The sequence below is a fragment of the Lachnospiraceae bacterium GAM79 genome (assembly GCA_020735665.1).
GTDB lineage: Bacteria > Bacillota > Clostridia > Lachnospirales > Lachnospiraceae > Coprococcus.
In genome coordinates this window covers 606,597-622,824 of record CP085928.1, presented here as the reverse complement: position 1 = coordinate 622,824, position 16,228 = coordinate 606,597, and the positions used below count along the sequence as shown (strand labels likewise).

Annotated in this window: 10 protein-coding genes and 1 pseudogene; 1 reads left to right on the top strand and 10 read right to left on the bottom strand. The window is 42.1% G+C overall.

All coding sequences use genetic code 11. From position 1 onward, the window contains the following. From mraY to LK416_02700, 9 genes and pseudogenes are all read right to left on the bottom strand, one after another. Complete coding sequence (gene mraY, locus LK416_02740) at window positions 1-954, bottom strand: phospho-N-acetylmuramoyl-pentapeptide-transferase (protein UEA75858.1); 954 nt, start codon at window positions 952-954, stop codon at window positions 1-3. Between the two features lie 76 nt (window positions 955-1,030). Then, the gene (locus tag LK416_02735) at window positions 1,031-2,761 is read right to left on the bottom strand and encodes a peptidoglycan glycosyltransferase (GenBank protein UEA75116.1); all 1,731 of its coding nucleotides are present in this window, start codon (window positions 2,759-2,761) and stop codon (window positions 1,031-1,033) included. 89 nt (window positions 2,762-2,850) lie between these two features. Then, on the bottom strand, window positions 2,851-4,983 hold the full coding sequence (locus LK416_02730) for a penicillin-binding protein 2 (protein UEA75115.1): 2,133 nt from the start codon (window positions 4,981-4,983) through the stop codon (window positions 2,851-2,853). A gap of 76 nt (window positions 4,984-5,059) precedes the next feature. Beyond that, window positions 5,060-5,626, bottom strand: a complete 567-nt coding sequence (locus tag LK416_02725) for a hypothetical protein (GenBank protein ID UEA75114.1) — start codon at window positions 5,624-5,626, stop codon at window positions 5,060-5,062. A gap of 15 nt (window positions 5,627-5,641) precedes the next feature. Continuing rightward, complete coding sequence (rsmH, locus tag LK416_02720) at window positions 5,642-6,586, bottom strand: 16S rRNA (cytosine(1402)-N(4))-methyltransferase RsmH (protein ID UEA75113.1); 945 nt, start codon at window positions 6,584-6,586, stop codon at window positions 5,642-5,644. A gap of 17 nt (window positions 6,587-6,603) precedes the next feature. Beyond that, window positions 6,604-7,050: a division/cell wall cluster transcriptional repressor MraZ gene (mraZ, locus tag LK416_02715; GenBank protein UEA75112.1), complete on the bottom strand. Its 447-nt coding sequence runs from the start codon at window positions 7,048-7,050 to the stop codon at window positions 6,604-6,606. Window positions 7,051-7,531: 481 nt separating this feature from the next. Continuing rightward, window positions 7,532-7,813: pseudogene (locus tag LK416_02710) on the bottom strand (transcriptional repressor). Window positions 7,814-7,965: 152 nt separating this feature from the next. Next, window positions 7,966-10,677 carry a HAMP domain-containing histidine kinase gene (locus LK416_02705; GenBank protein UEA75111.1) on the bottom strand — a complete coding sequence of 904 codons (2,712 nt, stop codon included), beginning with the start codon at window positions 10,675-10,677 and terminating at the stop codon, window positions 7,966-7,968. Between the two features lie 38 nt (window positions 10,678-10,715). After that, window positions 10,716-11,405: a response regulator transcription factor gene (locus LK416_02700; GenBank protein ID UEA75110.1), complete on the bottom strand. Its 690-nt coding sequence runs from the start codon at window positions 11,403-11,405 to the stop codon at window positions 10,716-10,718. Window positions 11,406-11,966: 561 nt separating this feature from the next. Between LK416_02700 and LK416_02695 the strand changes: the two genes are divergently transcribed. Beyond that, window positions 11,967-13,151 (top strand): DUF4317 domain-containing protein, encoded by a 1,185-nt coding sequence (locus LK416_02695; GenBank protein ID UEA75109.1) that lies wholly within the window; start codon window positions 11,967-11,969, stop codon window positions 13,149-13,151. 68 nt (window positions 13,152-13,219) lie between these two features. Here LK416_02695 and LK416_02690 read toward each other — a convergent pair whose 3' ends face one another. Continuing rightward, window positions 13,220-16,228 (bottom strand): SMC family ATPase, encoded by a 3,009-nt coding sequence (locus tag LK416_02690; GenBank protein ID UEA75108.1) that lies wholly within the window; start codon window positions 16,226-16,228, stop codon window positions 13,220-13,222.

Sequence of the window (16,228 nt, the reverse complement as noted above, 5' to 3'; positions counted from 1 at the left end):
TTAAACAGCCAGTAAACCTACAACACAAAGCACGGCTGTTACTATCGCAAATATTGATACAACCTTTGTCTCAGGCCATCCGGAAAGCTCAAAATGATGATGGATCGGTGCCATTTTGAACACTCGTTTTCCGGTCAGCTTGAATGAAACTACCTGAATGATAACCGATAATACTTCTATAAAATAAATGAATGCCACGATCAGAATAAATAACGGCATCTTAAGCATATATGCGATCGATGCTACAAATCCTCCAAGCGCAAGTGAGCCGGTATCACCCATGAACACTCTTGCCGGGTATACGTTATAAACAAGGAATCCTAATAAACTTCCCGTAGCTGCACAGGAGATCGGTGCAAGTCCTGAACCGGTTCCGATTGCAACAACTGTAAAGAATGTAGCGATCAGCGCTGTTACAGATGATGCAAGGCCATCTAATCCGTCTGTAAAATTTGCTCCGTTTACAGTTCCAAGTACTACAAAGAACAGTAATACGATGTAAAACCACTTATTAAGAACAACTGTCTTCCCGATAAACGGAATAATGATCTCATTGTTGATCTCGGTATATTTCTCAATATAATATGCAAATATGGTAGTTACAACGAACTGTCCCAACATCTTCTGCCAAGCACGAAGCCCCATGGAACGTTTCATCACTACCTTAATGTAGTCATCGAGAAATCCAATCAATCCAAAACCAAGTGTTACAAATAACACCGGCAGAATATCCGGATAATCTTTCATATAAAATAACGAGGTGATCACCAAACTGAGCAGAATGATCAAACCACCCATCGTCGGGGTTCCTGACTTCTTCAAATGCGTTTCCGGGCCATCATCTCGTACAAACTGTCCAAATTTCAGTTTCTTTAAAAACGGAATTACGATCGGGCTTAACACCACACTGATTCCAAATGCTATAAGTATCGGTAAAATAATTGAAAAATCCAAGTTCATTTTTTGTACTCCTTACCTGCCATTTTTTATGAAACGGCTATATTTTTTCCTCATGTATGAGGTAACTTTCTTATTCTTCCTTCTGTATTCCCAAGTATGGCAGAATATTGGAAAAAACTTCCTGTACAACCGGAGCTGCAATAGTACCGCCATAATATATGCCCATCGGTTCATCGATCATAACAAATGCCATTATCTGCGGATCATACGCCGGTGCAAAACCTATGAACGATGATATGTATTTTCCCGTTCCTCTGGGATATTTCTCACTGGTTGCTGTCTTGCCACCGATCCTGTAGCCTTCAACCTGGGCTTTACTTCCACCGCCTTCCGCTACTACCGATTCCAACAGATCCCGCATCAATGCTGATGTTTCACTGCTGACTGCCTGTTCTGTGACCGGATATTCCAGATTTGTTGTCACCTGATTATCTGCATCCGTCACCTTCATACCGATATGCGGTGTAATCTTATTTCCACCATTTATAACAGTAGCTGCTGCTGTCACAAACTGGATCGGTGATATCTGAATCGATTGTCCGAATGACATTGTTGCCAGTTCCACCGGCCCGATATCGGAAAGCTTATGCATAATGGAATTTGCCTCACCCGGAAGATCAATCCCGGTTTTCTGAAACAAGCCAAGCTTCTGATAGGTCTGATACAGATTCGTGGCTCCTGTTTGTTCCCCGATCGTCATAAATGCCGGATTACAGGAATTCATCAGTGCATGCCGGAAGTCTTCCGAACCATGCCCCGTCGTCTTATGACATCGAATCCGTCGATCCTCTACGATCTTATATCCCGGACAGTAAAAGGTATCGGATAAGGACACTGTTCCTGCCTCCAATGCCGCCGTCGCTGTTACAATCTTAAATGTCGATCCCGGTTCATAAGTATCACTGACTGTAAAATTACGCCACATATTATTCAGCGCATCCATCTTCTGCGCTTCCGTCATACTCTCATAACCGTCAATCCCTGTATTTAACTGAAACGGATGGTTCAGATCATACTCCGGAACATCAACCATGGCATATATCTCGCCATTTTTCGGATTCATGATAATCATCGCCACACGTTTTGCCTGCTTTTCTTCCATAACAGCAAGCGCTGCCTGTGTTGCATATTTTTGTATTGTCAAGTCCATTGAAAGTACCAGATTATCTCCCGGTACAGGACTTACTCTCGTTTCCTTTACATTTGGTAATTCGATTCCTTTTGCATCCGTTACTGTACGGATGCTGCCATCTTCTCCTGCCAATATCGCATTATACCATACCTCAAGACCGACAATACCCTGATTGTCAGATCCTGTGAATCCAAGGACCTTGGAAGCAAGACTTCCATAAGGATAATACCTTTTATAGTCCTCGTCAACCTTAATTCCGGCAACATTCAATTCTCTTATGGCATCTCCGGTTGTTTTATCTATATTGGCTGCTATCAATTCTCTCGATGAAACCTTTTTCACCTTTTTGCGGATATCCGCTTCAGCCTTATCCAGACGTTCATTTAAGACACGGATAACTTCTTCCTCATCTTCAATCTGGCTGTGGATAACAGATACAGAACAGACTGCCTTGTTATCAGCCAGAATGTTGCCATTTCTGTCATATATCTTTCCTCTCGGCGCCTTGATGCTTCGCTCTCTTTCGTGAAGTTGTGTCGCTGCGCTGTCATAATAGTCTGCTTTTGCAACCATCAGATATGCGAGTCTTCCCATCAGCAATACCGCTGCCATTACCAGTGCGATACACATAAAATATATCTTACGTCGGTTAAAACTATATAGCTTCATGCTGACCGCCGCGTTTGTTTATCCTTATATCTTATTACTTTTCCCGGACAAATATGCCACCGGCGATAATGTCCCGGATATTTCCATTTTTATTCATCTGTAACCTTGGCTTCTGTCGTACCCTCTGTTGTGTCCTCGGATGACGCTGTTGTATCATCCTCTGTGGTATCGTCTTCTGCTGTACTTTCTTCTGTAGAAGAAGCTTCTCCTGTCGAATCTTCTACATCACCTTCAAATGGAGAACTGATCGGTTCATCTTTACCATTATAGGTTACATCTTCATCACTGCTCTGATATACATTCATATACGGAAGCAGATCTTCCATGATTGCATGAAATAAAAGTGCTCCGGCACCTGATGTAGACTGACTCTCTACATCCGGCTCATCTACTGCTACATAGAGCATGATCTGTGGATTCTCTACAGGTGAAAATCCTATAAATGATAATACATAATTTCCCTTATTTCTCGGGATCTTTTCTGCTGTACCTGTCTTACCGCCGATCGTATAGCCTTCAACCGCTGCTCTGGAACCGGTACCCTCAGTAACTACGCCGGCCATATACTGCTTCATCAGATTCGATGTGCTCTTTGATACTGTCTTACGAACAAGTTCCGGTTCATTGTTCTCTATGATGCTTCCATCCTCATCTACAATCTGTCTGACCGTATGAGGTGTATAATAATTACCACCGTTGATCAATGAACAAAAGGCCGCTGCCATCTGGATCATTGTTACATTGATACCCTGTCCAAAGGATGAAGTAGCAAGCTCAACCGGATTCAGATTTTCTTCCGAATATACAAGTCCGCTTCCCTCACCGGAAAGATCGATACCTGTCTGGCTTCCAAAATTAAATATATCCTGATACTTGGAAAAGGTTTCTTTTCCTTCTGACTTTGCAATCTGCATTAATGCCACGTTACAGGACTGTTCTAATGCCTGCTTTAATGTAAGTGTACCGTCACCAGTTCGGTTATGACAATAGATCGGATCTGTACCATCCGCTACGATCTCGTAACCCTTACAATAAAATGTATCTCCGTCTTTGACCACACCATCTTCAATCGCTCCTGCAATCGTAAACGGTTTAAATGTAGAACCCGGCTCTAAGATATCACTGATACAGTAATTTCTCCAAACCGCATCTAAGGCTTCATATGTCTGATCACTTGTCAGATCATCGATCGTCTTCTTAAATTCATCATCTGTCATGGATGAAAAATCATATGTGATCTTTTCCGGATCTTTCGGTTCTTCCGTTGTTGCATCTGTAGTGTCCTCAGAAGATCCTTCTTCACTGCTGTCTTCCGTCGCAGCCTCTGTACTCTCTGTAACAGTAACTTTCATATTACGAAGCGCATCTGTATCCATCGGCTCATTCGGATCATAGCTGTAAGATGTACTCATACCGAGAACCTCTGCTGTATCCGGATCCATCGCAATAACACCGATCTTCTTTGCGCCGGTCGTTTTCATGTATTCTTCTATATTATCTTCAATGATCTTCTGAATATTCAGATCGATAGTCGATACTACTGTATATCCATTCTGCGCGGGCACCGTAACCGATTCTACGGTATTATCATTTGTCAGATATCCGTAGGTCTTACCGTTTACGCCATTCAGATAGCTGTTATAGTAGCCTTCGATTCCACCCTGTCCGACATTTCCGCTTACTGTATAACCAAGCAAATGGCAGGCAAGACTGCCATTTGGATATTTTCTTTTATATTCCTCTTCAAAGCGCACACCGATCACATCTGCGCCGTCTTTTGTACTGCAAAATTCCTGAAAGGCTTTCACATCTGTATAAGCAAGTCCCTTCATGGCGACACTGTAAAAGGAATCCGTATTCTGCATACACTCATCGAACTTCGATTCTTCCATGTTGAAATATTTTATCAGCGCAGCCTTTGTTGCTTTCTTGCCTGCTTCTGTCCGCAGAATATTTTTTGGCTCAAGTATAAGATTATATACCTTCTCGCTTGTTGCAAGAACATTTCCGTTTCGGTCTACGATATCTCCCCGTTCAAATGGTATATCAAGACTATCATAAGATTTCTGATCCAGCACTTCCTCCTGATACTCCTGACCTTTTGCAACACTGATATAAATAACTCTTGCAACTAATACCGCAAAGAATATTACTGCCGCGAAAAAAATGATAAGCAGTCTTGTCTTCATTCTTTTTAAGAACTGTTTTCCTTTTATTGACATATAGTTCCACCTTTATAAAATATTTTTCTGTTATGCTGTTCTTCCTGCTCCTGCATAACGCAAAATTTCCTGAGGCTTATTTAGTCTCAGGAATGTTCTTGTACTGTACAACATAATCATCGCTGTTTTGTGAATAATAAACAGTTTGTCCCGGCTTTGAATATGTCATACCAAGTTCTGTTGTAGCGATCTTATATATTTCATCCAGATCTGTCATGCTGTCCAGACCTGAGCTGTATTCTGCATTTGCATTCAGCTGTTCATTCAGCTGGCTCTGAAGGCTTGTAACCTCTTTCTTGCTTTCTTTTACATCTGCAGATAATTTCAGTACAATAAAACATAATCCTACTGCACATATTACCGCAAATGTCAAGAACAGTCCATGCCTTAATTCATCTACCCATCTTCTGTCTCTCTGTCTGACAGCCGGTGCCTGTTTTGTTCTTACCTGTTTCTTTCTCTGTGGCATCTGCTTTCTTGCAGGTGCTGCTGTCTGTCTCTCCGGTCTTCTTCCGGCAGGATGACGTTCCGGCATCTCAGTTTTCCTTACAGGTTCATATTCTCTTCTGACCGGTTCTGCTGAATAATCCAGCTTTCGAACCGTACTTCCGTCTATGTAGTAGTGATTCCGTCTTTCTGACATTTTAAAACACCCCTTTTATATATTCATACCTTTTTCAAACACCCTGAGTTTTGCACTTTTGGATCTTGAATTTATTTCCATTTCTTCTTCTGTTGGAAGAATCGGTTTTCTTGTTATCACTTTTCCTTTTGATTTTCTTCCGCATGTGCACACCGGAAAATTCGGTGGACAAATGCACGGGTTTTCATTTTTACGAAATGCATTTTTCACAATCCTGTCTTCTAACGAATGGAATGTGATGATACATAATCTTCCGCCCGGTTTTAAACAGTCGATCATTCCATCAATGGAATTCGTCAGTACTTCAAGCTCATGATTCAATTCGATGCGAATCGCCTGAAATGTCTGCTTTGAAGGATGTCCCTGAGCATTTCTTACTTTTGCGGGAATCGATCCACGGATGATATCGTTTAATTCTTCTGTCGTTTCTATCTCTTTATTCTCACGATATTTCACAATATGATATGCAATGCTTTTTGCAAATCGTTCTTCGCCATATTCCTTAAGTATATGAAAGAGCTCCTGCTCGGTATATCCATTTACGATATCCTTCGCAGTCTTTGTCTGGCGATCATCCATACGCATATCAAGGGGAGCATCAACCCGATATGTGAATCCTCTATCCGCATTATCGAGTTGATATGAAGATACGCCGAGATCCAGCAGTATCCCGTCCACCTGACTTATATTTAGCTCGTCTAGTATGCTTTTAAAATTCTGATAGTTATCTCTTACGACTGTGATACGATCACCGTACTCTGCCAGTCGTTCTTTCGCTGTCGCGATCGCCTCACCATCCTGATCGATGCCGATCAGATGACCATCCGATCCAAGTCTTTTCGCTATTTCTCTCGAATGTCCGGCTCCCCCAAGGGTTCCATCCATATAAACACCATTCGGTTTGATATTCAAATTTTCAATGGTTTCATCCAGTAAAACCGATGTATGTTTAAATTCCATAACTACCACTTCTGTCCTTATATTCTGAAATCCAGTTCGTCCAGCTTGTCTGCAATCTCATCCATATTCAGGGATTCTTCATTATTGATCTCATCCCATGCTTCCTTATTCCAGATTTCTGCTTTTTCTCCGTTACCTATGATGACAACATCTTTTTCGATATTGGCAAATGTACGAAGTGTCTGTGGAATGATCACTCGACCCTGTGCATCCGTTTCGCACTTTACTGCTCCTGAGTTGAAGAAACGCTTGAACTGTCTCGCACTCTTATTCGTCATCGGGAGCTGGTTCAGCTTGTCCGCAAACTGCTGCCATTCATCATTCGGATAAACATACAGACAATTGTCCAGACCTTTTGTGATCATGAAGGTGCAGCCGAGTTCCTCTCTAAGCTTGGATGGCATGATAAGTCGCCCTTTGGTATCTAATCTGTGTTCATATTCACCTGTTAAACACTTGGACACTCATTCCACCTTCTTTCGACTCATTTCCTCCACTTTGTGGCACCAATCCACCACTTCACTCCACTTATAGGGTAATTCTATACTACTTAACTAAAAAAAGCAACCACAAATATGAAAATTTCACATTTGTAGCTGCCTTAATTTTTTGTGCATCGTAGTTTCGTAGTTGCCCCTGCAATCTCCTGTATAATAAGTATTGACATTTGCGTAGTTTCGTTTATGAGACTTGCACTAGCTGTCAGCACCAAGCCCTTGTTTGAACCCATAAGGGTGAGTTAGGGCGACTGCTGACAAATCGGCGTGCGAGTCGAATAGAAACTTAGCAAGTCAGGCTTATTATACAGGAGGCTGCAGGGGCAACTACAGAACTACGATACACAAAAAAGGACATCCACGCCATTGTGGATGTCCCGTTTGTATGTTTGTATGTGTTTTTACACCTGAGTGTACATTCCGGTGGGGGATGATCCCATTTTTAGAAACACGCAACCTTGTACATATTCTTTCTGCTGATCACACCTATGTCTTCCAGAGTGTTCACCATTCTGTATACCGTTGCGATTCCTATGCTGTCATCTCTTTTGACAGCCTTGTAATATATTTCCTTACAAGAAGAACAGTCTTCATCCAGAATAATATCTAACAGAATGCATCTCTGTTTTGTAATGCGAAATCCCTGTTTTCTAAGCTTCTCGATCACTGCATCCTTCCGGTTTGGTTCTCCCTGATATCTTACATAACCAAACACATTGTCATTACGGATTTCCTGAACAATCATTTTATTCCTCCATTTTTATATCAATAAATATAACTACTACGTTCTTATGTTGGTTAGTATATTCTAACATTCGTTAGTTGTCAATAATTATTTATATATTTTGTGAACAAATAACTGTTTTTTCCGAATCCCGGTGACTACTGTTCAATATCTATGGCTTCTGCAGCTTCTGTCTGATCCACATCCTGATCTTCCTGTGGTTCTTTACAGTATGCAAATGTAATCACAGCCTTAAACAGATCTCCATCGATCACAATGTTAAAATCCGCATGTTGAAGCTGACACAGGCTTCTTGTAATGGATAAGCCGAGTCCGCTTCCCTCTGTATTTCTGGAACTGTCACCTCTTACAAAGCGTTCCATCAGTTCATCACTTGAAATATTCAGCGGTGCTTCTGATATGTTCTTGAACTCTATACATACCTTCGCAGGTTCTTTGATGCTCTTTTTAAGATCACGGATCACATTTCCATCTTCATCGGTTATATAAGTATTTACATATAACCGAGTCCCCGGCATCGTATATTTGAATGCATTATTTAATAGATTATCAAATACTCTCCAGAGGTGTCTGCCATCTGCTTCGATCCCTGCGCGATCCTTTGCGAGATTCGTTACCAGCGTGATGTTCTTCTGCATCAATTTGTCAATATATTCACCGGATGCCTGTTCTGCGATCATATTCGCATCCATGTTTACAAGCTCTACCTTTACATTTCCGGTCGATGCCTTAGAAGCATCCACAAGATCCACGATCAGTTTTTTTAACCTTGCTGACTGCCTTGCTATTACTTCTATATAAGAAGCCTCAGGTTCTTTTTCAATATCCTCCTTCTGAAGCAGATCGACATAGTTAATAATAGAAGTAAGCGGTGTCTTGATATCATGCGATACATTCGTGATAAGCTCCGTCTTCATCCGTTCACTTTTCATCCGGTCATCTACCGCAAGCTGGACACCTTCATTGATATGATTCAGATTCTCGCCATGTTCTTTGAACTTTCCAAACATGAATCTTGTATTTACCTTATGACCATACTCGCCCTTTGCAAGCTTGTCACCACCCTGGAAAAGCTCCTGCATCATACAGACAAATGCCATATAGGCAATTGCACAGATGATCTTCAACAGCATTAATACAATAAATCCAGCTTCATTTATATATACAGCATTAAAAACAAGCAATGCTACTATAATTTCAACGATCGTAATTACGATATACAAAAGGAACGCTTTTATTATAAATGGAACCTTGCTGAATACATACCGGAAAAATGCGGTTATCTTTCCCGATTTTCCAAATAGTTTGCGACCCAGTCTGACAATCCATGATGTATTAAGCAGATTCGACTGTTTGACTCTTGCGATCAGATTGTTGATCAGTAAAAGTCCGACCGTACAGATACAACCCAAACCGATCAGACATACAATAGTCTCAATATCATGTCCTGTAATATTGCTATCAATAAAATAATGAAGCCGGTCTGTACCGCTGTAACTATAATAAGCATATGATAAGGAATAACTGATATTCTGTGCAAAAGCAATCAACAGACTTATCAAAACGACTATTCCAGTCAATATAATTTCAACCGGAACCTTTTCTGTTTTTCTTACAACACCGTCTTTACCGGATAATACCATACTTGTGATCATGAATATGATACACAAAACAAAATCAAGTCCAAAGAAGAGCAGGATTCTGTTCTTTCCCGAAGCAGCCTTGCTGATCGCCTGTAGGCTCTTATTCATACGTGAAGAAACGTCAGATGTGCCGTCGATATATAAATTACCGGAAGCATATATCGTAATATCGTCTCCTGCATAATTGCCAACGATTACGGTATATCCATCTTTTATGATCGGATAATACATATCATCCTCCGCATAATACTCGTACTGCTTTGTCGTTCCGTTTGCTGTGATCGCTATCTGATTTCTATTATAAGAAATCGTTACTCCCTCCGGCGTATTGTATGAACCGGAACTCTCTATTTCCTCCTCCATTGTTGTTGAATCTTCTGATGTTGCAGACTCTTCCGATATTCCTGAATTCTTGGTTTCGGCTTCCGTCTCTGCTTCCGTATCTGTGGTATTTCCCTCCAGATCACTCAGATCAATTCCATAATCATCAGACACCTCTGACCTGGAAAGAGCTGCTTCATCCGGCATACGCAGGTTAACATAATTATAATTGTTTCCTTCTTTTTCCACACCGATACTCTGTGCTTCCTTATAGGTATCATATCTCAGAATCTTTCCTGTAGGAATACCGGTCGTCGTACTGACAACTGCTTTCTCTCCTAAAACTCCATATACTAATGCTTTTTCCGGCAGATTATCTGTCTGCGCCAGCATAATGGAATTTGATTCACCCGTTTTTGAAGAATCCCAATCATCACCAACACTCACATACAGATCTGTTTTCGCATATCCATATATTTTCTCCAAATCCTCTTTATAGGTACGATCATATTTATCAAATGCATTTTCCTTTTCCGACAACAGCATCAGAAAATCACTTGCATCGACAACATTATCATGATTCATATCCTTTTTCTGCAAAGCATCGGGATCGTATTCATAGTCTCCCCATTCATCATCACTGTAACTGATATCCAGAGTATTTCTAATATACTCGGCACCACGATTCACACAGGTAGTCAACATCTCGCTCTGATAATCCGCTTCCAGTTCTGCCCGCAGCTCCGATTCCGATCTGCCCTGAAATATTCCGGCTTCATACATATCAAGCAGTACATAACCCAATATAAATCCAACGCTGCAGGTGATAAAAAATAACGTATAGATCAGTAATTTAAAGGGATTGTTATTTTTTAACTTATTCATGTTTCGCATTCTCCATTCCTGTCAGACTGTATAGAGGTTTACTGATATTCCATCTTATAACCTCTGCCCCAGATCACCTTGATATATCTTGGTTCTCCGGGATTAATCTCTATCTTTTCACGCAAATGACGGATATGGACAGCTACCGAACCTTCGGCTCCGAGCGGTGTTTCTTTCCAGACTTCCTTGTAAATATCTCTCGGTGAAAATACCTGTCCCGGATGTTCCATCAGAAGTCTTAAAATATCATATTCTGTCGGTGTCAGACTGACCAGTTTGCCATCGACCGTAACCTGCTTGGAATTATCATTCAACTCAATTCCCCCGATCACGATCGCATCTTTCTTGATCTGTCCGCTTCCAAGCTGCATATATCTTCGAAGCTGCGATTTCACTCTGGCGATCACCTCTACCGGATTAAACGGCTTGGTAATGTAATCATCTGCACCCACTTCCAGTCCAAGGATCTTATCTGTATCTTCACTCTTTGCGGTCAGAAGGATAACCGGCAGATTCGTCTCCTCGCGGATCTTTAACATCGCTGTGATCCCATCCATCTCCGGCATCATGATATCCATTAACACCAAATGGATGTCATGCTCTTTGATCTGCTCTAACGCTTCTTTTCCGTTGTAAGCTTCATAAATATTGTAGCCGGATGTTTTCAGGTAAATCTTTAAAGCTGATACGATATCTTTCTCATCATCGCAAATTAGTATATTATACATTTCTTTTCTCCTCGTCCGAAAATATGATTGTTGTCTGTATCTTATCGGGTACGTGTGCGCACCACGCATTCCTTTTTAGGATACAGCAAACCGCTGATATTTTCCATATCTTTCTTTGACGGTATCATTGTAAGGCTTTCTACCATTAAGATACAATTTGGGATATCCTTAAGATTTATTAAGATGTGGGGACGATAGAAGTGTGGAATGATATATCTTCATTTCGCAAATCACTCTCGTTCTATCCTCGATGCAGCGGTACATAAAGTTGCAAAAGACGCAACTTAAGTACCGGCACTCGGATAGGTTTGCTACATGAAATATATCATTCCACACTTCTATCTGTATATTGGTATGGCAATATACTTATTACACATTTGTTTTTACAAATCTAAATATCATTGTTAACCATGTGAAATATTAAAAGTTATGGATGTCAATTCTTGTCTTTGTTTTTTTTAGGTGATACACTTATTAGGCTTATTTTAGATTTTTTAAATGCATAGAATGCATGAAACACATAATGCACTATTAAAGTTTTTATAAAGGAGTTTGATACATATGACAAAGAAAGAGGTTCTGGAAATCCGGCATCAGTTTGCGCAGGCTACCTGTTCGATCGATAAGATCTGTGGCTGCTATGTGGATGGTGACAGACGTAAAATTGCGACAATGAAGGAAGCATTTCTCTCTCTGCCGGAGGAGGAAGCATTTAAATATTTTGAGATCTTTAAGAAAAATCTGTCCGGCTCGATCGGAAAGAATCTGATCACGATGCCGTTTCCCACAGATTCGGAATTTGACGGCGGTACGCAGGAATTTCTGTTAAAGCTGCGTAACAGCAAATTAGAGGATGATGAACTGATCGACCAGTTCTATGATAAGGTAATCGAGAATTATGACTATACCGGAAACTATCTGATCCTGCTGATCCATGATATATATGACGTACCCGGAAAGACCACAGACGGACTGACAATGGATGATGCCTCGGATGAGATCTACGAATACATCATGTGCTGTATCTGCCATGTTAATCTGTCAAAGGCAGGACTTAGTTATTTTGATTCGGAGAACACCTTCCACAACCGTATCCGTGACTGGATCGTGGATGTTCCTGATATCGGTTTCCTGTTCCCTGCATTTATCGACCGGACAGCCGATATCCATAATGTCCTCTACTATACGAAGAAGCCGGAGGAAATCCATGAAGAATTTATCCGCTATATTCTCGGAACGGGAATGCCTGTAACTGCCGGTAATCAGAAAGAGGCGTTCCAGACGATCATCACCGATACACTCGGAATGGACTGTGATTATGAAGTGATCCGGAATATCCATGAGAATCTGAATGAAATGATCGAGGAACAAAAAGATAGTCCGGAGCCACTGACCTTATCCAGAAATTCATTAAAGAATCTTCTGGAAACCTCGGGAGTATCCGAAGAAAAACTGCAGACCTTTGATGCAAACTTTGATCGCGCCGCTGCTGCTTCCGTGAACCAGCGTCCGGTTGCCGAAGGTTCCGAAGAGACGCTGCCTGCACCGGCTCCGGGAAAAGTACAGCTCTATGCAAATAATATCGCCAGTACAAAATCATTTGAAGTAAAGACTCCGGAGGTTGTGATCAAGGTCAATCCTGACCGCGCCGATCTCGTAGAGACCCGTGAGATCGATGGACGGAAATGTATCGTAATCGAGATCACAGATGAAGTATCCGTAAACGGAATTCCTGTAAAATATTAAAAAATGCCCCACTGATCATACAAATGCCTGTAAGCAGATATCTTCCTATGATCAGTGGGGTATATTTTTTACACCTGTATCTCCACATGACTGCCGCCCTGATGATCCTTAGTAACCAGGATCTGGCGGTCGATACGATGCTTCAGCTCTTCCACATGAGATATGATACCAACCAGATGATCGGACTCGGACAACTCAGCCAGTACATTTAATGCCTGCTCCAGAATATCAGAATCCAGTGAGCCAAAGCCTTCATCGATAAATAATGTATCAATTCTTACACCTGCCGCATTTGCAGATACAATATCGGCAAGTCCAAGTGCCATAGACAGAGATGCTACAAATGCTTCCCCGCCGGACAGTGTTTTGACATCTCTTTCTTTTCCCGTCCGATGATCCAGCACGAACAAATCAAGCCCTCTGTTTCCTGCAGTCTTCTGTCCGCGTTTCAGCTCAAACTGGTTGCATACGATCTGGCGCAGTCTGTGATTCGCACTGTCTATAATGCGGTCAAAATAGACCTCCTGTATATAGGTTTCCAGCTTATAATTACCAAGTGCGGCCTGTGAAAGATCCTGAAGCTTACTGTATTTCTTATAGATATTCAGATATGCTCCATAATCCTTCTTTAATTTGCTGTATGCTGCCTTATTCTTAACTAATCGTTCCGCGATTGCATCATGCCTGATGGCAACACTGTTTTTCTTCCGGATCGTGCGTTCTATCTGCCCGGATATCTGTTCAAGCAGAACCGTTGATGTCGTACAGAAATGTGTATAACATTCTCCGTAGCCGCCTGCCTGCTTTTCCAGTTCCTGTTCATCTGCAAAATCATTTTCTTGATTGCTGTCAGGAAGCTTCTGTATCACACTTTCGTCATTTACAGATGTGTTCATTTCTCCGCTGTCCGTTTCAAGTGCAGAAAGAACATCTTTCTCCAACTGCCATTCCTGTCTGTATTGCATATTCTGATCTTCTGCATCACGTTTCAGATTTGTTTCCAGTGCAGAGAGTTCCTTTGCAAGTTTATTATAAGTATCTCTTGCCTCTGTCTTCTTCCGGTTCACCTCGGCAATCTCATTTCTCACCTGTTGCAGTTGCTTCAGGATATCCGACTCATCCCCCCGGATCTCCTGTCGCATCTGTGCCGCGGCTGCCTGCTTTGCCGTGTAACTCCGGTCTGCCTCCTGATATTCCTCTGTTACCCGCACTTCCGTTTCTTCCAGTTCTTTTATCTGCAAACGAAGCTCGCCAAGCTGCCTTTTATGTTCCTGATAACTTCTGTGCTCTTTCTCAAGTGTCCGCAGTCTGGCTTCTGTTTCCTCTGTCCTTTTCTCCCAGATTACATGTAGTTTTCTGACCTCATCTATCAGAACATCAGCCTGTGCTGTCTGATCCGGTATGGTAAAGGCTGCCATCTCCATAACCGCTGCTGTTGTCTGATTCCGTTTTTCTTCCAGACGACCATTCAGGCTTCCAAGTTCATTTTCTTTTCGTCTGAATGAAGCATCCGCCTGATCAAATGCAGCACGAAGCTTCTTTACCATTTCTTCTGTTACAACAGCTCCGTCACAATGTGCCTTTTCCGGATGTGTCTTACTTCCACAGACCGGACACGGTGTTCCCTCCTGTAGGTTCGCTGCCAGTTCTCCACAGATCTGATCATTCCGATTTCTGATAGCTTCCTCGTAATTCGCATTTGCCTGATTCCGCTTCTCAAATGCGCTCCGATTATCAACCACCATCTGCTGTTTCTTAATTTCCAGATGATCAATCTCCAGACATTCTTTTTCAAGCTCCTGTAACCGCTGCATACGTTCTGCAATCTGCTTCTTTTCTGTCTGAACCTTCTCAAGCTTCACCTGTGAAGTGTCACCCGGATTCACGATCTGTTCCAGCTCCTCGGTCTGCTTCTGAAGTTTCTTCTTTGTTGCAAGAATATCCTGTCTTTTCTTTCCTGCCTGATGGCATACCTGCTCCACAAGCAGCAGTTCTTTCTCCATCTCATTTAACCGCACAAAAGAATCTGCCTGTTTCTGAAGCTCCGCCTGTCTCAGCATAAGCGGTTCTGTAGACTGTGCTTCCATACTATGATTCTGTGCTTCTGCACTGACAAATTCCTGCTTCACCTGTCTGTATGCATCGAGATGTGCCACATAGCCATCATAGGTCTGACCAATGATTCTCTTATTTTTCTCGATTGCTGTATACCAGTTGTCATATTGGTTATTGGTCTGTGTATAACTCTCAATCTGATGATGCAGATCTTTCGCCTGCTTTTCTTCGATCTGATTCAGGCTGTGCAGCTCTTCCAGAATATCATCAAATGCCAGATGACGATTTTCCAGATGCTCCGGCAGATCCTGAAGCCCTGTTTTATAAAGCTCCGTTTCATCCGGCAGCTCTACTCCCTCTATCGTACGATCTACCTTTGCAACAAGCTCTGTATAGACCCCCTCTGCCTCTTTACAGTCCTGTGCGATCCTGTTCTGGATATATTCATAAATCTTCGTATCAAATATCGTCTTAAAGATATCGCTTCGGGTCTTCGTATCCGCAACTAACAGCTTCTTAAAATCTCCCTGTGCGATCATCGCAACCTGTCGGAACTGATCGGCCGTAAGTCCCAGCACCTCTCTTACCCTGCCGATCACCCCTGCTGTCCGCTTACCATCAATATCTGCCGCTTTCAGCTCTGTCTCCTGTCCATCCTCCATCCAGCGCACTTCTGCCTGCTTCATGGATTTGTATCCCGGTCTCTCATACGCCGGACTTCGCCAGACCTTATATTCATGACCGCCGCTTTCAAATAACAGCTCTACATAAGTAAGCTGCTTTGGATCTGCAAAATCACTTCGGAGCATTTCACCGTTTCGTCCGGTGTTATTCTTCCCGCTTCCTGCGCTGGTCTCTCCGTAAAGGGCATACATGATTCCGTCAAATATCGTTGTCTTTCCCGATCCGGTATCTCCCGAGATCAGAAAAAGTCCCTGTTTCCCAAATTTTCGAAAGTCAATCTCCGTTTTTTCTATATACGTTCCAAACGCTTCCATTGTAAGTACCAGTGGCCGCATCAT